At 60.6% G+C, this 16,786-nt stretch carries 12 protein-coding genes; 1 reads left to right on the top strand and 11 read right to left on the bottom strand.

Annotated elements, in window-relative coordinates; translation table 11 throughout:
* Positions 1–213: 213 nt before the first annotated feature.
* From ACA059_RS14795 to ACA059_RS14825, 7 genes are all read right to left on the bottom strand, one after another.
* A complete protein-coding gene (locus tag ACA059_RS14795) occupies positions 214–1,854 on the bottom strand; it encodes a BatD family protein (RefSeq protein WP_497634498.1) in 1,641 nt (546 codons plus the stop codon).
* Positions 1,851–3,590 (bottom strand): tetratricopeptide repeat protein, encoded by a 1,740-nt coding sequence (locus ACA059_RS14800; RefSeq protein ID WP_497634499.1) that lies wholly within the window; start codon positions 3,588–3,590, stop codon positions 1,851–1,853. Before ACA059_RS14800 ends, ACA059_RS14795 begins: the two co-directional genes overlap by 4 nt.
* Positions 3,587–4,663 (bottom strand): vWA domain-containing protein, encoded by a 1,077-nt coding sequence (locus ACA059_RS14805; protein ID WP_497634500.1) that lies wholly within the window; start codon positions 4,661–4,663, stop codon positions 3,587–3,589. Before ACA059_RS14805 ends, ACA059_RS14800 begins: the two co-directional genes overlap by 4 nt.
* Complete coding sequence (locus ACA059_RS14810; protein ID WP_497634501.1) at positions 4,656–5,150, bottom strand: DUF4381 domain-containing protein; 495 nt, start codon at positions 5,148–5,150, stop codon at positions 4,656–4,658. Before ACA059_RS14810 ends, ACA059_RS14805 begins: the two co-directional genes overlap by 8 nt.
* Positions 5,147–6,091, bottom strand: a complete 945-nt coding sequence (locus tag ACA059_RS14815; protein WP_497634502.1) for a DUF58 domain-containing protein — start codon at positions 6,089–6,091, stop codon at positions 5,147–5,149. The genes ACA059_RS14810 and ACA059_RS14815 overlap by 4 nt, the downstream gene beginning before the upstream one ends.
* Before the next feature lie 5 nt (positions 6,092–6,096).
* Positions 6,097–7,056 carry an AAA family ATPase gene (locus ACA059_RS14820; RefSeq protein ID WP_497634503.1) on the bottom strand — a complete coding sequence of 320 codons (960 nt, stop codon included), beginning with the start codon at positions 7,054–7,056 and terminating at the stop codon, positions 6,097–6,099.
* Between the two features lie 241 nt (positions 7,057–7,297).
* Complete coding sequence (locus ACA059_RS14825; protein WP_497634504.1) at positions 7,298–7,654, bottom strand: hypothetical protein; 357 nt, start codon at positions 7,652–7,654, stop codon at positions 7,298–7,300.
* 503 nt (positions 7,655–8,157) lie between these two features.
* Here ACA059_RS14825 and ACA059_RS14830 point away from each other — a divergent pair.
* Positions 8,158–13,065, top strand: a complete 4,908-nt coding sequence (locus tag ACA059_RS14830; protein ID WP_497634505.1) for an NAD-glutamate dehydrogenase — start codon at positions 8,158–8,160, stop codon at positions 13,063–13,065.
* Between the two features lie 188 nt (positions 13,066–13,253).
* On the opposite strand, the gene ACA059_RS14835 is transcribed toward ACA059_RS14830, so the two are convergent.
* The 4 genes from ACA059_RS14835 to pdxR form a co-directional block, all read right to left on the bottom strand.
* The gene (locus tag ACA059_RS14835) at positions 13,254–13,964 is read right to left on the bottom strand and encodes an ATPase (RefSeq protein WP_497634506.1); all 711 of its coding nucleotides are present in this window, start codon (positions 13,962–13,964) and stop codon (positions 13,254–13,256) included.
* Between the two features lie 228 nt (positions 13,965–14,192).
* Entirely contained in the window at positions 14,193–14,603 is a 411-nt protein-coding gene (locus tag ACA059_RS14840) for a cupin domain-containing protein (protein WP_497634507.1), read from the bottom strand.
* Between the two features lie 189 nt (positions 14,604–14,792).
* The gene (locus ACA059_RS14845) at positions 14,793–15,086 is read right to left on the bottom strand and encodes a putative quinol monooxygenase (RefSeq protein WP_033054681.1); all 294 of its coding nucleotides are present in this window, start codon (positions 15,084–15,086) and stop codon (positions 14,793–14,795) included.
* A 123-nt stretch (positions 15,087–15,209) separates the two neighbouring features.
* Positions 15,210–16,643, bottom strand: coding sequence for a MocR-like pyridoxine biosynthesis transcription factor PdxR (gene pdxR / locus ACA059_RS14850; protein WP_497634508.1), 1,434 nt, complete (start codon positions 16,641–16,643; stop codon positions 15,210–15,212).
* Positions 16,644–16,786 lie beyond the last annotated feature (143 nt).

Raw genomic sequence — 16,786 nt, forward strand, 5'->3', positions numbered from 1 at the left:
TGGCGGCTAAAGGGGAGGGAGTTTACTGGCAAACACGCTGGATGTGGCCAACGCCACAACCTGTAGCAGCTGGCGAAGCCTGCGTCCGGCTGCGCAGCAGTCGTAAAATCAACAGATGCGGTGTATCAGACAAGCCATGCAAGCTGGTTCTACGACTGCTGCGCAGTCGGACGCAGGCTTCGCCAGCTGCTACATGGAGTGCGGCGACAGTGGTTATTTGGGGTAGAGCGGCGGCAGTCCACTGTCGCCCACCGGGTCCTGAACCCGCTCGGCAATCGGAATCGCCTTGATCGCCCGCCACAGATCTTCACCTTGCCAATGCTGGCCGGTTTCGCTGTAGAGCGCGCCGTTCAAGCCGTCGAGGGCGTCGGACAACGGCACAAAGCGCGCCGCCATATCGGCCAGGGTTTCCGGTTGTTGCCGGGCCCAGGCGTCGAGGGCCTGGCGGGTGGCGTGGGAGTCGTTGGCCTGACAGGCGCGCTTGAGATCGTCGAGCACGGTGCGCGGGCTTGGGCCGGTCTGCGCCGCACGCAGGATCGCCGGTTGCCAGCGGGCGCGCCACCAGAGACCGAAGCCCAGCAGGGTGGTGCAGGCCAGGACCAGGGTGCTGAGTTTCCACCACCAGAGGGCTTCATTGTCGGCCGCGGAAAAGACTTTAGGGGTACCGGCCGGGGTGTCGACCATCAGGCTCGGATTGTTTGCCACTGGCAGGGTTCGGGCCGGCAGGCTGCTGTGATCCAGGTGGTCCTCGAAGGTGTTCCACCAGATCACTTCAACCGCTGGCAACTCGATTGCGCCGGCACGCGTTGGCACCAGGGCTTCACGGTCTTCGCGACTGCCGATCAGGCCTCGTTCGCTGTTCTGGTTGCCCAGCACCGGTTGATCCGGGTAGCGCCGCAAGCCGTTGACGTCGGTGGCGGGCAGCGGTGGCAATTGCGAACTGTCCAGGCCTTCAGCCTTTACCGTCAGGCTGCGGGTCAACGAATCACCCACCTGCGCATGATCCGGTTCCGGGTTCCAGCTTTCGCTCAGGCTGAGGCTACGGGCCGGCAGCCATGGCATGTCGGCCGGGTAGGTGATGGGTTTGGCTTTGACCGTCAGCAGAATCTCGGCGGAGCTGACCCGCATCAGTTTGCCGGATTTCGGTGCCTGCGTGGCGGCGTCCTGGGCGGGTTGTGCGTCCACGAGTGCGGCATTGAATATCTGCGGCGGAATGATCAACTCACCGCTGTGTTGCGGGTAGATCGCGTAGCGCATCTCGATCACGCCGTGGCGCAGGCCATTGATGTCTTTCTCGTAGGTGCGCGCCTCGCCCAGTTGCTCGATGCGCACATCGGGGATCTGCAAAGGGGGCAGGCTGCTGTCGTCGTACAGCGACACCGAATGGTAGATGCGTAAGGTCAGGATCGCCTGGGCCTGCACGTACACGCTGTTTTGATCGAGGCTGGCGTCGATGAACACCGGGGCCCGTTTGGTCGGGCTGTCCTGGGTTTCGGTTTCGACCACTTGCACGGTGATTGGCTGGCTCTGCACGTCACCCAGTTGCAGTGACGGAATCACCACGCTGCCGTTCTGCCGAGGCAGCAGGGTGATGATCCAGCGGGTGGTCGCACGGTTGTCGCCGTTCAGGGTGGTCAACTGGTTGACCTGGCGGGTGCCGCGCACTTCGAACAGCGGCTCCAGCGGTGTCAGATCAGGCTTGCCGAACTGCGTCACGTCGTTGGATTCCAGGGTCAGTTCAATCGTCTCGCCGCTGTTCAGGCGACTGCGATCCACACTGGCGACCAGCCCCGCAGCCTGGGCCTGAACAGTCCAGATCAGCAGTGCGAGCAAGAAAGTGGTGAAGCGGGTCATCGAGTTTTTCCCTGATCCTGATGTTGTTGCTGTTCGTACCAGAATTTGCGTCTGAGCAATTCACCCGGATCATCCGGGATCTTGCGCAGCCATTGCTCCAGCGCCTGGCGCCGTTCACCATCGATGCTGTCGCTGGCCGGACGCATCGGTGGTCGGGTGCTGTCTTCATCCCCCAGTTCGCTGCCCGGGACTTCATTGGTGCCGGGTTTCGATGGCGTTTTGCTCTGTTGGTCGGAGTCCGTCGTGGTTTGTTGGCTGTCGGTTTTCGGTTCGCCATTATCCGACGGTTGCGTGGCCGCGCCCGGCGGCGGTTCTTGCGTGGGGGGCTCGGTCTCGTTGCCGGCGTTTTTGTCCGGTGCAACGGGCGGTGGAGTGTTTTTCTGCTTGAGCAGACTTTCCACCAGCGCTTTGTTGGTCAGGGCCGGACGCAAATCCGGTTGACGCTCCAGCGCCTGTTCGTAGGCATCCAGCGCGGCTTCCAGCTCGCCGCTTTTGGCCAGGGCGTTGCCACGATTGTAGTGGGCGTGGGCGTCGCTGCCTTCGGCGAACCGCTGGGCGGCGCCGCTGTAGTCGCCTGCCTCGTAGAGCGCCACACCTTGCCATTGTCGATCTTCGAAATGCTGCGCAGCCTCGGCCGGGCGCTTCTGCTTGAGCAAGATCAGACCCTGTTGGTCGGGTCGCAGCCACAAATCGTTGAAGTCGAAGGCATAACTCGGTTGAGGCAGCAAAAACAGCAGTGGCAAGCAGAACAGCCAGCCGCGACGACCGGCGCACGCCGCCAGCAGCAACAATGGCAACAACAGCCAGTAACCCTGATCGGCCCACGTATCGAGGCGCAGGGTCTGGCCGTCGTTGCGTAGCGTGCGTGGTTCGTCGAGCAAGCCGAGGCCGCGCAAGTCGGCATCGTCCAGGCGCGCGTGGCGATAGCGTCCGTCCAGGTCGTTTACAAAGGCTTTCAGGCTTGGTTCGTCCAGATGTGGCACCAGAATCGCGCCCTGGTCGTCCTTCAGAAAACTGCCGTCCTCCTGGGTGATCGGCGCGCCTTCGGCAGTGCCGATACCGAGCATCAGAAATTGTGTCGACTTGCCGTCCAGCACCTGCTCAATCCCCTGGCGCTCCAGTTCGGTCAAGGTCGAACCGATCAGCAGGATCCGCCCGTCGCCGAGGGCGCCCTGATCCAGCAGGGCAAGGGCCTTGGTCACCGCCAGATCGGCGCGATGTCCTATTTGGGGCATCAGCGAAGGCTTGAGGGCATCCAATAGATTGCGGCTGGTCGACAGGTCATCCGAAAGGGGCACCAGCGTGTGAGCGCTGCCGGAGTAGACGACAATCGCAGTCTGGGCGTCGCTGCGGTTCTCCAGCAGGTCGAACAGCTTGCGCCGGGCCTGTTCCAGCCGGTTGGGTGGTACGTCGGTGGCGAGCATTTCCGGGGTCAGCTCAAGGACCACGACCAGCGGGTCGGCGGGTTTCTGGCTGGCTTGCTCGACACGTTCCCAGCTCGGCCCGAGCAGCGCCAGAACGGTCAGCACCCAGGCACATCCAAGGATGACCCACGGCAATTTACTGTCGCGACCGTTGCCACCACTGAGCAACGCTGCATGGAAGGCCGGTGGCAGAATCATTTGCCAGCGCCCGGCGCGTTTCTGCCGATGCCAGAGTTGCCAGAGCAACCAACCGAGCAATGGCAACAACAGCAACCACCAGGGGCGGAACAAGTACGGCCAGAGTGCACTCATCGGCGCCTCCGCAGACGCAGGCGTTTAAGCCGCTGGCGCCAGTCGGGCAGTTGAGTTTGCAGAAGATCCTTGGTGAACAGTCGCCGCAACGGGTTGTCCGGCCAGCGTTCGCGAACCACCAACAGCATGCTCAATAGCAATCCCATTGCCAAAGGCCAGTGGTACAACGCCTGCGCCGGGCGGGCCTGAGTTGGCTGCTGGGTCACCGGTTCCAGTTTGTCGAGGGTGTTCTTGATCGCTTGCAGCTCCTTGTCATCATGGGCGCGAAAATACTGGCCGCCCGTGGCTTCGGCGATCGCCATCAAGGAGGGTTCATCGAGGTCGAGGCTCGGGTTGACCCCCAGGAAACCCAAAGTGCCGCTTTGCTCCGGATCGGCGCCGATACCGATCGGGTAGATTTTCACGCCTTCGCTGGCTGCCAGCCGCGCAGCCGTGAGCGGGTCGATTTGGCCACCGTTGTTGGCGCCGTCAGTGACCAGAATCAGTACGCGACTTTGTGCCGGGCGTTGGCGCAGGCGTTTGAGGGCCAGGCCAATGGCATCGCCGATGGCGGTGTTCTTGCCGGCGATGCCGATCCGCGCTTCGTCGAGCCACACGCGCACCGTGTGCCGGTCGAACGTCAGCGGTGCTTGCAGATACGCCTGGCTGCCGAACAGGATCAGGCCGACGCGATCGCCGTCGCGACTCTCAAGGAAGTCACCGAGCAAGTGCTGAACCAGTGTGAGTCGACTGACGTCTTCGTCCTGCCATTGCATGTCGGGGTAATCCATCGAGCCAGACACGTCGACCGCTACCAGCAGATCGCGACCGCTGGCGGCGATGGGCAGCGGTTCGCCGAGCCATTGCGGGCGCGCCGCCGCGATCAGTAACAACAGCCACAGCAGAATGAACGGTGCCTGTTGGCGCCAGGCCGGCAGGTTGGCCCGGGCGCGGCGGCGGGCCAGGCCTTCGAGGTCGCCGAGGAAGCTGACTTTGAGTGCCGGTTCGCCACTGTCGGCGGCAGGCAGCACGACGCGCATCAGCCAGGGCAGCGGCAGCAGGGCAAAGATCCACGGCCAGGCGAACTCAAACATGTTTACGAATCCAGGTGTCGACAGCCTGCGTCAGGCCGGCGATGGCCTTGTCGTCGAGTTTGCATTCGGGTTTGTAGGCGCCTTCGACCAGCACCATCCAGCGGGTCAGGCCGGCGGCCGGGCAGCGATTGTCGAGGAATGCCAGCCATTTGCGTCCATTGAGGGTATGGCTCTGGCTGTAGGGGTAGTGGTTGCGGCACAGGCGTTTGAGCAAACCGTTGAGTTGCTGCAACCAGGCACCGGCCGGAGCGCCGTCGTAGGGTTTGGGCATCCGCGCGAGTTCTGCCAGCGCGGCAAGGCGCACCGGGTCCAGCGGTTGTTCGGCGCGCACGATCGGGCGTTTGTTCGCAAAGAAGTGCCTTGCCTTCCACAGACTGAAACCGATGAGCGGCAGTAACAACAGCAACAGCCACCAGCCCGGTGCCGGTGGCCAGAATTCGATCGGTGGCGGGGAGATCAGTGGTTGCAATTGATCGAGGCTGCTCATCGGCCTTTCCCCGGTTTCTGCGGGTTCAGGTACTCGCGCAATTGTTCAACCATCTCGCTCTGGGTGCTCAGGGGCATCAGCAATACCCGCAGCTTTTGCGCCAGCAATTCCCAGTGAGCGATGCGCGCTTCGGCCTGGGCGCGATAGGTCTGGCGCAGCTCGAAATTCAGGGTGTCGAGTTCCAGTTGCGCACCGCGTTCCGCGAAGCGTAAAAGCCCGGCGGCGGGCAGGGCGTGATCCAGCGGATCGGATACCGGCAGCAGCAACAGATCGCAATGCCGTGACAACAGGCTCAGCTGTTGTTCGGCGCCCTCGGTCAGGGTGCGTTCGTCGCAGATCACGATCACCAGGCTGCCGGGACGCAGTACTTCCCGGGCGCGACGCAGGGCAATGTTGAAGGCGTCCCGGTCCGGCTCGCTTTCCGTGTGCAGCGACTGATTGACCCGCACCAGACGGTTGAGCAATTGCAGCAGGCTCTGTTTGCTGCGTCGTGGCTTGATTTCATAGTGCTCGTTGTTGCCGAACACCAGTCCGCCGACCCGATCGTTATGACCCAGTGCGGCCCAGCCGATCAGGCTCGCGGCCTGGGCGGCGAGCACCGATTTGAACATCAGCCCCGAGCCGAAAAACAGCCGGCGACTTTGCTCGACCATGATGAAAATCGGCCGCTCGCGCTCTTCATGGAACAGCTTGGTGTGGGGTTCCTGGGTGCGGGCGGTGACGCGCCAGTCAATGCTTCGCACGTCATCGCCGGCCTGATAGACCCGCACCTGATCGAAATCCACCCCGCGCCCGCGCAGTTTGGAGTGGTGCAATCCGATCAGCGGGCTGCGCTGGCTCGGTGTGGAGAACAGTTGTACTTCACGCACGCGATGGCGCATCTCGATCAGCTCGGCGAGGCTGACACGGATGCCCGGCTCGGGCGGCAGGATGACGTTCATCGGGGTCAAGCGACGGCTACGACGTCGAGAATCCGCTGGACCACCCGGTCCTGGTCGATGCCCGCGGCTTCGGCTTCAAAGGAAAGAATGATGCGATGACGCAGCACATCGAACAGCACGGCTTGAATGTCTTCCGGGCTGACGAAGTCGCGACCGGCCAGCCAGGCGTGGGCCCGGGCGCAACGGTCGAGGGCAATCGAGCCGCGTGGGCTGGCGCCATAGGCGATCCACTCGGCCATCTCCAGGTCGAACTTGGCCGGGGTGCGTGTGGCCATGACCAGTTGCACCAGGTATTCCTCCACGGCGTCGGCCATGTACAAACCGAGGATTTCCTTGCGCGCGGCAAAAATCGCCTGCTGGCTGACTCGGCGCTCGGGCTTGGTTTCGCCATTCAACGCTTCGCCACGGGCCTGTTGCAGGATCCGTCGTTCGACGGCGGCGTCCGGGAAGCCGATTTTCACGTGCATCAGGAAGCGGTCGAGCTGCGCTTCGGGCAATGGATAGGTGCCTTCCTGCTCGATCGGGTTTTGCGTGGCCATCACCAAAAACAGCGGCGACAGCTCGTACGTGCTGCGTCCGACGCTGACCTGGCGCTCGCCCATGGCTTCGAGCAGGGCCGACTGAACCTTGGCCGGGGCGCGGTTGATTTCGTCCGCCAGCACCAGGTTGTGGAAGATCGGGCCTTGCTGGAACACGAAACTGCCGGTTTCCGGGCGATAGATTTCCGTACCAGTGATGTCGGCCGGCAACAGGTCGGGGGTGAACTGGATGCGATGGAACTGTGCTTCGATGCCTTCGGCAAGTTCTTTGATGGCCTTGGTCTTGGCCAGGCCCGGAGCACCCTCGACCAGCATGTGGCCGTCGGCGAGCAAGGCGATGAGCAAGCGCTCGATGAGTTTTTCCTGGCCGAGAATCTGCGTTGAAAGAAAGGTTCGCAGCGCTAGCAGCGCTTCACGATGTTCCATCGATGACTGTTCCTGGAAAGGGTGACCGAAGACGTTCGAATAACGCCAGGGCTGGGGGCGTTACTTTAATCTATCGCGGGGGGCGGCGACTAACGGCATTTTGTAGAAATGTGCAAGGTGTGGGGAAGATCAAAAGATCGCAGCCTTCGGCAGCTCCTACGGGATCCGTGTCATCAGTAACAATTGCGTCGAACCCGGTCAATGTAGGAGCTGGCGAAGCCTGCGATCTTTTAGCGATCTATCAGGTCAACTGGCTTATGTAGGTACCAGTGCCTTTAAGAATGTTCTGCAGCGTTTCTTCCACTTCAGCCAAATCCGCCGCATCAGTGCTGTGAATGATTTCCAGCGAATCATCACCATTGAGCGCATCGGCGTCAGCGGCGGCGATTTCGATCAGCAGGCGGGTAGGGCTGAGGGTGACTTTCACGCCGTCCAGCGTCGAAGGCTCGCCGTCGAGGGTGATGTCCAGCGCGTCCTCGTCCGGGTAGCGGGTCATCAGGAACATATCGCCCTGATCGCTGTGGCAGCAGAGCATGGCCATGTTGTCTTCTTCGTCGTCGCACGGGTTGACGATCAAGAGGGCGGTGGTCATTTGCATGGGAAATTCCTGGCTCGACGAGCGTTGTGAAGACGAACAAAGGGCGATTCTGCCAGCAGACGGGAATTTCTGCTCGCCTGAGTGTCAGAGGATGTGTCGTGAACATCTGGGGTGTTGCTGGTCATTTCTGGTACGGATGTGCCGCAAAACCGGGCTTAAACCCCCCGTTTTGCCGTGCGGCTGCTAGTGTTGTTCGATGCACAAGGCGCAAGCTGCGTACCGATGACCGAATATGTCGCAGCGCTGCAAGCACGGGCCTTGCCGCACTGGTTAAGCTGCGCAACGGATGAGCACCTGTAAAGGCATTGCGCTGCACCTTGCCCAGTCGTTTTTGCAGATGCCCATTCATGGAAGGTGAATGTGACCTGAGTGTCTCGTCCAGCTTCACCCACCTGTCATCCTGTTTCCTCTGCCCGAGAATCAGGAACAGGGTGACGGATTGCCCCGAAAGGGGTTTGCACGCGACGCTTCCATCAATAACAAGCCCAAGCGGAGTACCACAGATGGCGTTCTTCACCGCAGCCAGCAAAGCCGACTTCCAGCACCAACTGCAAGCGGCACTGGCCCAGCACATCAGTGAACAGGCACTGCCACAAGTGGCGCTGTTCGCGGAACAATTTTTCGGCATCATTTCCCTGGACGAGCTGACCCAGCGTCGGTTGTCCGACCTCGCCGGCTGCACCCTTTCTGCGTGGCGCCTGCTTGAGCGCTTCGATCACGCGCAACCGCAAGTGCGCGTCTACAACCCCGATTACGAACGCCACGGCTGGCAGTCGACCCACACCGCGGTCGAAGTGCTGCACCACGACCTGCCATTTCTGGTGGACTCGGTACGCACCGAGCTGAACCGTCGCGGTTACAGCATCCACACCCTGCAAACCACTGTGCTGAGCGTGCGTCGCGGCAGCAAGGGCGAGCTGCTGGAAATCCTGCCGAAAGGCACCCAGGGCGACGACGTTCTGCAAGAGTCGTTGATGTACCTGGAAATCGACCGTTGCGCCAACTCGGCCGAACTAAATGTCCTGAGCAAGGAACTGGAACAGGTTCTCGGTGAAGTCCGCGTTGCGGTCGCCGATTTCGAACCGATGAAAGCCAAGGTCCAGGAAATCCTTACCGGCCTGGACAACAGCCAGTTCGCTGTCGATTCTGAAGAAAAAGCCGAAATCAAAAGCTTCCTGGAATGGCTGGTGGGCAACCACTTCACCTTCCTGGGCTATGAAGAGTTCGTGGTTCGCGATGAAGCCGATGGCGGCCACATCGTCTACGACCAGGATTCCTTCCTCGGCCTGACCAAACTGCTGCGCACCGGCCTGACCTACGATGACCTGCGCATCGAAGACTACGCCGTGAACTACCTGCGCGAACCGACCCTGCTGTCGTTCGCCAAGGCGGCGCACCCAAGCCGTGTGCACCGTCCGGCTTACCCGGATTACGTGTCGATCCGTGAAATCGACGCCGACGGCAACGTCATCAAGGAATGCCGTTTCATGGGCCTGTACACCTCCTCGGTGTATGGCGAGAGCGTGCGGGTCATCCCGTACATCCGCCGCAAGGTCGAAGAAATCGAACGCCGTTCCGGCTTCCAGGCCAAGGCTCACTTGGGCAAGGAACTGGCGCAGGTGGTTGAAGTGCTGCCGCGCGACGACCTGTTCCAGACCCCGGTCGACGAACTGTTTACCACCGTGATGTCGATCGTGCAGATCCAGGAACGCAACAAGATTCGCGTGTTCCTGCGCAAAGACCCGTATGGTCGTTTCTGCTACTGCCTGGCCTATGTGCCGCGCGACATCTACTCCACCGAAGTGCGCCAGAAGATCCAGCAAGTGCTGATGGATCGCCTGAAAGCCTCGGACTGCGAGTTCTGGACCTTCTTCTCCGAGTCCGTGCTGGCCCGCGTGCAACTGATTCTGCGTGTCGATCCGAAAAACCGTCTGGACATCGACCCGCAGCAGCTGGAAAACGAAGTGATCCAGGCTTGCCGCAGCTGGCAGGACGACTACTCGGCCCTGACCGTCGAAACCTTCGGCGAAGCCCACGGCACCAACGTGCTGGCTGACTTCCCGAAAGGCTTCCCGGCCGGTTACCGCGAGCGTTTCGCCGCGCATTCGGCTGTGGTCGACATGCAGCACCTGCTGAGCCTGAAAGAATCCAATCCGCTGGTGATGAGCTTCTATCAGCCACTGGGTCAGGTCTCCGGTCAGCGCGAGCTGCACTGCAAGCTGTATCACGCCGATACGCCGCTGGCGCTGTCCGACGTGTTGCCGATCCTGGAAAACCTTGGTCTGCGCGTGCTGGGCGAGTTCCCGTATCGCCTGCGTCACAACAATGGCCGCGAGTTCTGGATTCACGATTTCGCGTTCACCGCCGCTGAAGGCCTGGAACTCGACATCCAGCAACTCAACGACACCTTGCAGGACGCGTTCGTCCACATCGTGCGCGGGGATGCCGAGAACGATGCGTTCAACCGTCTGGTGCTGACCGCCGGCCTGCCATGGCGCGATGTCGCGCTGCTGCGTGCCTACGCCCGTTACATGAAGCAGATTCGCCTGGGCTTCGACCTGGGTTACATCGCCAGCACCCTGAACAACCACACCGACATCGCTCGCGAGTTGACCCGGTTGTTCAAAACCCGTTTCTACCTGGCCCGCAAGCTCGGTACTGACGATCTGGAAGACAAGCAGCAACGTCTGGAACACGCGATTCTGAGCGCACTGGACGACGTCCAGGTGTTGAACGAAGACCGCATCCTGCGTCGCTACCTGGACCTGATCAAGGCCACGCTGCGGACCAACTTCTACCAGACCGACGCCAACGGTCAGAACAAGTCCTACTTCAGCTTCAAGTTCAACCCGCACCAGATTCCAGAGCTGCCGAAGCCAGTACCGAAGTTCGAAATCTTCGTTTATTCGCCTCGCGTCGAAGGCGTGCACCTGCGCTTCGGTAACGTTGCTCGTGGCGGTCTGCGCTGGTCCGACCGTGAAGAAGACTACCGCACCGAAGTCCTGGGCCTGGTAAAAGCCCAGCAAGTGAAGAACTCGGTCATCGTGCCGGTTGGCGCGAAGGGCGGCTTCCTGCCGCGTCGCCTGCCACTGGGTGGCGGCCGAGACGAGATCGCGGCCGAGGGCATCGCCTGCTACCGCATCTTCATCTCGGGCCTGTTGGACATCACCGACAACCTGAAAGACGGCGCGCTGGTACCGCCGGCCAACGTCGTGCGTCATGACGACGATGACCCGTACCTGGTGGTGGCAGCGGACAAGGGCACTGCAACCTTCTCCGACATCGCCAACGGTATCGCCATCGACTACGGCTTCTGGCTCGGCGATGCGTTCGCATCGGGCGGCTCGGCCGGTTACGACCACAAGAAAATGGGCATCACCGCCAAGGGCGCGTGGGTTGGCGTTCAACGTCACTTCCGCGAACGCGGCATCAATGTCCAGGAAGACAACATCACTGTGGTCGGCGTCGGCGACATGGCCGGTGACGTGTTCGGTAACGGCTTGTTGATGTCCGACAAGCTGCAACTGGTCGCAGCGTTCAACCACCTGCACATCTTCATCGACCCGAACCCGGAGCCGGCCAACAGCTTCGCCGAGCGTCAGCGCCTGTTCGACCTGCCGCGTTCGGCCTGGTCGGATTACGACACCAGCATCATGTCCGAAGGCGGCGGGATCTTCTCCCGTAGCGCGAAAAGCATCGCGATTTCCCCGCAGATGAAAGAGCGCTTCGACATTCAGGCTGACAAGCTGACCCCGACCGAACTGCTGAACGCCTTGCTCAAGGCACCGGTGGATCTGTTGTGGAACGGCGGTATCGGTACGTACGTCAAAGCCAGCAGCGAAAGCCACGCCGATGTCGGCGACAAGGCCAACGATGCACTGCGCGTGAACGGCAACGAACTGCGCTGCAAAGTCGTGGGCGAGGGCGGTAACCTCGGTATGACCCAGCTGGGTCGTGTCGAATTCGGCCTCAATGGCGGCGGTTCCAACACCGACTTCATCGACAACGCTGGTGGTGTGGACTGCTCCGACCACGAAGTAAACATCAAGATCCTGCTGAACGAAGTGGTTCATGCCGGTGACATGACCGACAAGCAACGTAACCAGTTGCTGGCGAGCATGACCGACGAAGTCGGCAACCTGGTTTTGGGCAACAACTACAAGCAGACTCAGGCACTGTCCCTGGCGGCACGCCGAGCCTTCGTGCGGATTGCCGAATACAAGCGTCTGATGAACGATCTGGAAGGCCGCGGCAAGCTGGATCGCGCCATCGAGTTCCTGCCATCTGAAGAAGCGATCAACGAGCGCCTCGCGGAAGGCCATGGCCTGACCCGTGCAGAGCTGTCGGTGCTGATCTCCTACAGCAAGATCGACCTCAAGGAAGCGCTGCTCAATTCTCAGGTGCCGGACGACGATTACCTGACGCGCGACATGGAAACCGCTTTCCCGCCGACCCTGGTGAGCAAGTTCTCCGACGCCATGCGCCGTCACCGTCTGAAGCGCGAAATCGTCAGCACCCAGATCGCCAACGATCTGGTCAACCACATGGGCATCACCTTCGTTCAACGACTCAAAGAGTCGACCGGCATGAGCCCGGCGAACGTGGCCGGTGCTTACGTGATCGTGCGTGACATCTTCCATCTCCCGCACTGGTTCCGTCAGATTGAAGCCCTGGATTACCAGGTTTCCGCTGACGTACAACTGGAGCTGATGGACGAGCTGATGCGTCTGGGCCGTCGCGCTACGCGCTGGTTCCTGCGCAGCCGTCGCAACGAGCAGAATGCTGCCCGTGACGTCGCGCACTTCGGTCCACATTTGGCAGCGCTGGGCCTCAAGCTCGACGAACTGCTGGAAGGCCCGACCCGCGAAGGCTGGCAGACCCGCTATCAGGCTTACGTCGCGGCTGGCGTTCCTGAGTTGCTGGCGCGCATGGTTGCAGGCACCACTCACCTGTACACCCTGCTGCCGATCATCGAAGCGTCCGACGTGACCGGTCAGAACGCAGCCGACGTGGCGAAGGCTTACTTCGCCGTGGGCAGCGCGCTGGACATCACCTGGTACCTGCAACAGATCAGCGCTCTGCCGGTTGAAAACAACTGGCAGGCCCTGGCCCGTGAAGCGTTCCGCGATGACGTCGACTGGCAACAACGTGCGATCACCATCTCCGTCCTGCAACAGGGCGACGGCACCCAGGACGTGGAAACCCGTCTGGAACTGTGGATGGAAGCGCACGAAGGCATGATCGAACGCTGGCGCGCCATGCTGGTAGAAATCCGTGCCGCCAGCGGCACTGATTACGCCATGTATGCGGTGGCCAACCGTGAGTTGCTGGATCTGGCGTTGAGCGGTCAAGCGGTGGTGCCTACTACTGCCGCTGTCACTGCCAGCGCTGAGTTGGAGCCAGCTGCCTGATCAGGCGCTGAATGAAGAAGCCCCGCAATGAGAGTTGCGGGGCTTTTTTTTGTCTGATGTTTTTGTGGCGTTTGGTCGGGCCCCATCGCGAGCAAGCTCGGCTCCCACAGGTTTTGTGTCGTGTGCATGTTATGTATCCAACACCACCTCTGTGGGAGCCGAGCTTGCTCGCGATGGGGCCATTCGCCTTAATACAACTTCTGACCTGTTGTGTTATCGATCATCGACACTTTATCTGTCGGTCTGGTCAATAAATTGCTGAGCGACTGGTCAAACTTTTGCAAGGCCCTGACTTGCACATTCTGTTGTTCGTTTATATCGGCAACTATCTCTTCGCTGCGTTTATAGTCCGCCCATACCGGACTCGGTTCTTTAGCGTCATGACCTTGCGCAGTGCCGATGTAGTTGAAGTGGGTATCGTAGAACGCTGCGCTGACATTCGCGCTGATATCCGAACTGCGAGATGTCATCAATTGACTGCGGGTGTCGACGACGGCGACCACGTCCGGTTTAGCGGCCCTGAGGCTTTGCATGTCCGGGTACACCGTCACCGAGCCAAACTGACGTTGCAAGGACGCTTTGACCCAGTCCACTGCCAGGTCCGGTTTTGAGGTGGCAACGTAGGCATCGTGAATCGACTGCACCAACAGGCTCTGGCCGAAACCGGTGCCGGCGTTGGCCTGGTAATCCTGAAGGTAGGCGCGGTTGGTCTGCGTGTTGCGGCTGTAGACGATGCCCAGGGAAACGTTGCTGCCATTGGTGACATGCGTGGCGCTGCTGCGGCCCACCGGCTCGGTGAAGACGCCGTCGAGCGAAGAAACAGCCTTCGGTGCCGTGGGTATTGAACAACCCGTTAAAAGAACCGTCATCGACAAAGTACTGACAAGTGCAAGTTTCATGGTGTTTCTCCAGTGAAACAACTTGAGTCGGAAAGTTAATAGGCCGGACGTGGTCGGCGGTAATTCCAGACTAAACCTGTCGTTGCTGAATGAAACAGCCAATCTCTGCACTTATCAGGCAGCCAATAGTTTTGTTTGGTTTAAAAGGTCCCGGTTAATTGCGCCGGGAAATAAAAAGGCCCGAATGCTTAACTCGGGCCTGTTTATTTATGGTTGGCGCAACAGCTATCAGTTTTCCAAAGGGGTCAATACTTTTTCGTCGGGCGCTAACACCATAAACACCAACAGCTTGGCGGGTTTGGTGGTGCTGGCATTTTTCGAGACCAAATGCTCCGAACCGGCGGGTTCGTACCAGTATTCACCGGCCTTGTAAGTGATCGCCTTTTCACCTTTGACCTGGGAAATGATTTCTCCCGAAATAACATAAGCCATGGCCGTGCCCTCGTGCTTGTGGGCGATGGACGATTGGCCGGGTTTGTAATCGACTTCGATCATCAACGCTTTTTTGCCCGGCACGTTTTGCAGCATTTCGTCCTGCAGAATGGTGACTTTTTCCGAAGGGTCGTGGGCGAATGCCGCGGCGGAAAAGGTCAGGGCCAGGGCGGCGAGGGGCGCAGCACAGTAGCGGAAGGCGTTCATGGGTTATCACCTGCTGTGGTTAGTGTCAGGGACCACAGTAAGTCTCGGCCAAGGCCAATCAAACAGCCAATTTTCGTGAAGGCGAGGGGACCAATCATGCGTGTTGAAAAAACAAGATCGCCGCCTACAGCCACTTCTGCAGGGGTACCCATTGCCCTGTAGGAGTGGCCGAAGACGGCGACCTAATTTTTAAACGATAGGAAAGCTGTTGAAGTCGACGCTGTTGGCCAGGCGGCTGTCGATCAGGCCGATAAAGCCTTGTACTTCAGGGCAGTTGAAATGCATTTGCATGGCCGCTTCCGATTGCCAGCGGGCGCTGACAGTCCAGCGGTTGTCGTCCTCGGGGCAGCGGTCGACCATATAGGAATCGCAGCCCGGTAGTTCGCGCAGGGTGTCGACAATTTTTTGCAGTTGCTTGCCCAGTTCGTCCGAGCAGCCGGCGGCGGCCTGCACCTTAACGGTATTGATCACTTCGTTGGACATTGCTCACACTCCTGAATCAGGCCGGACGAATCCTGCTCATTGAGGGATAACGCTTATGCAGGATAGGCCTGCATCCCCGGACCACCAATTGCCAATCGCGGGATAAAAACGCAGACCAATCTGTCAGGCGACCTGCTGCAAAATGTCCCGCAGGCGGTCCAGGGCGATGTCGATGTCCAGGGTTTCAATGACGCCAAAACCCAGGAAAAGCCCGGCCTGCGGCGCTTGCTGATAGAAAAAGCTGTCGATGGGATACACCCCGACTTCGACTTTTTTGGCCAGTTCGATCACCAATGGAATATCGATAGGCACTTTGCACATAACCACCAGGTGGAACCCGGCGGTGGTCGGGACCGCCTCGAGCCATGGTGACAGATCGCCGGCCATGCGCTCGAGGATCCGCTCACGACGCCCGGCATAGATCGTATGGCAGCGCCGAATGTGCTTGAGCAGACAGCCTTCGGCGATGAACTTGGCCAGCGCCCATTGGGGTAGGGTGGAGGTGTGCAGGTCGGTGAGCTGCTTGGCGCGAATGACCGCGTCGAGAATCGCCGGCGGCAGGATCGCATAACCCAGGCGCAGCTCCGGTAGCAGGGTTTTCGAAAAGGTCCCGACGTAGGCGACGATGCCGCGTTCGTCCATGCTTTGCAGCGAGTCGGTGGGCCGGCCTTCGTAGCGGAATTCGCTGTCGTAGTCGTCCTCGATGATGATCGCGCCCAACTCATGGGCCCGCTCCAGCAGCGCCACCCGGCGCGCCTGGCTCATCGGCATGCCGAGCGGGAACTGGTGGGACGGGGTGACGTAGATCAGCCGGGTGCCAAGGGGGATCTTGTCCACCTGAATGCCTTCGGCATCCACCGGGACGCCGATCACCGTGGCCCCGTGGGTACCGAACAACAGGCGTGCGGGCGGGTAACCGGGGTCTTCCATGGCGACAATGCTGCCGGGGCGCGTGAGCACCCGGGAGATCAGGTCCAACGCCTGTTGCGCGCCGTTGCACACCACCACGTCTTCGTCCTGGCAATTGACCCCGCGGGAAAACGCGATGTGCCGGGCGATCGCATTACGCAGCGCCGGCAAGCCTTCAGGCAGGCTGTAGAAACCCTTGGAAGCGGCGATCTGGCGCAAGGCGTGAGCGGTGCAGCGCCGCCAGTCATCCTGGGGGAACTGGCCCTTGCTGGTGGCGCCGCCGATGAAGTCGTAGCGCAACGAGCCTTCCAGCGTCGGATGGCGCAGGAACACCGGCAGGTTGCGCCAAGACTCGATGACCTCGGCACTGGCCAACTCCGAATGGCTTTGCTTGCGGGTGATTTTCGCCGGTCGGGCGTTGACGTAGGTGCCTTTGCCGATGACCCCGGTGAGGAAGTTTTCGTAGGTCAGTTGCGTGTAGGTGTCAGAAATGGTCTTGCGCGAAATGCCCAGTTGTTCAGCGAGTAAACGACTGGGCGGTAGCTGCGTCCCGGCTGCCAGACGGCCGGATTCGATGGCGCTGCGCAGTTGGTTGTACAACTGGCCTGCCAGGTCCTTGCGGCCGTTGATGACAACGTGAAGTTCCATACCGGCGAAGCTCCTGGGGCGATTGATGCGCGTGTGCGTCGGGCCAGATTACCCGCATGAGCGCCTGCGCAAAAGTTGCGTGGGCGAAAAACCTCCGATTGGTCTGGTGCCCGAGTGGTCCACGGGTATTTCGCAGAATTGGA

The organism is Pseudomonas sp. LBUM1647 (genome assembly GCF_059716175.1).

Excerpts from the sequence above, each read along its gene's own strand:
- ACA059_RS14820 (WP_497634503.1), bottom strand. The coding sequence starts at position 7,056 with ATGGAACATCGTGAAGCGCTGCTAGCGCTGCGAACCTTTCTTTCAACG.
- ACA059_RS14795 (WP_497634498.1), bottom strand. The coding sequence starts at position 1,854 with ATGACCCGCTTCACCACTTTCTTGCTCGCACTGCTGATCTGGACTGTT.
- ACA059_RS14845 (WP_033054681.1), bottom strand. The coding sequence starts at position 15,086 with ATGTCCAACGAAGTGATCAATACCGTTAAGGTGCAGGCCGCCGCCGGC.
- pdxR (WP_497634508.1), bottom strand. The coding sequence starts at position 16,643 with ATGGAACTTCACGTTGTCATCAACGGCCGCAAGGACCTGGCAGGCCAG.
- ACA059_RS14815 (WP_497634502.1), bottom strand. The coding sequence starts at position 6,091 with ATGAACGTCATCCTGCCGCCCGAGCCGGGCATCCGTGTCAGCCTCGCC.
- ACA059_RS14810 (WP_497634501.1), bottom strand. The coding sequence starts at position 5,150 with ATGAGCAGCCTCGATCAATTGCAACCACTGATCTCCCCGCCACCGATC.
- ACA059_RS14835 (WP_497634506.1), bottom strand. The coding sequence starts at position 13,964 with ATGAAACTTGCACTTGTCAGTACTTTGTCGATGACGGTTCTTTTAACG.
- ACA059_RS14800 (WP_497634499.1), bottom strand. The coding sequence starts at position 3,590 with ATGAGTGCACTCTGGCCGTACTTGTTCCGCCCCTGGTGGTTGCTGTTG.
- ACA059_RS14825 (WP_497634504.1), bottom strand. The coding sequence starts at position 7,654 with ATGCAAATGACCACCGCCCTCTTGATCGTCAACCCGTGCGACGACGAA.
- ACA059_RS14805 (WP_497634500.1), bottom strand. The coding sequence starts at position 4,663 with ATGTTTGAGTTCGCCTGGCCGTGGATCTTTGCCCTGCTGCCGCTGCCC.
- ACA059_RS14830 (WP_497634505.1), top strand. The coding sequence starts at position 8,158 with ATGGCGTTCTTCACCGCAGCCAGCAAAGCCGACTTCCAGCACCAACTG.
- ACA059_RS14840 (WP_497634507.1), bottom strand. The coding sequence starts at position 14,603 with ATGAACGCCTTCCGCTACTGTGCTGCGCCCCTCGCCGCCCTGGCCCTG.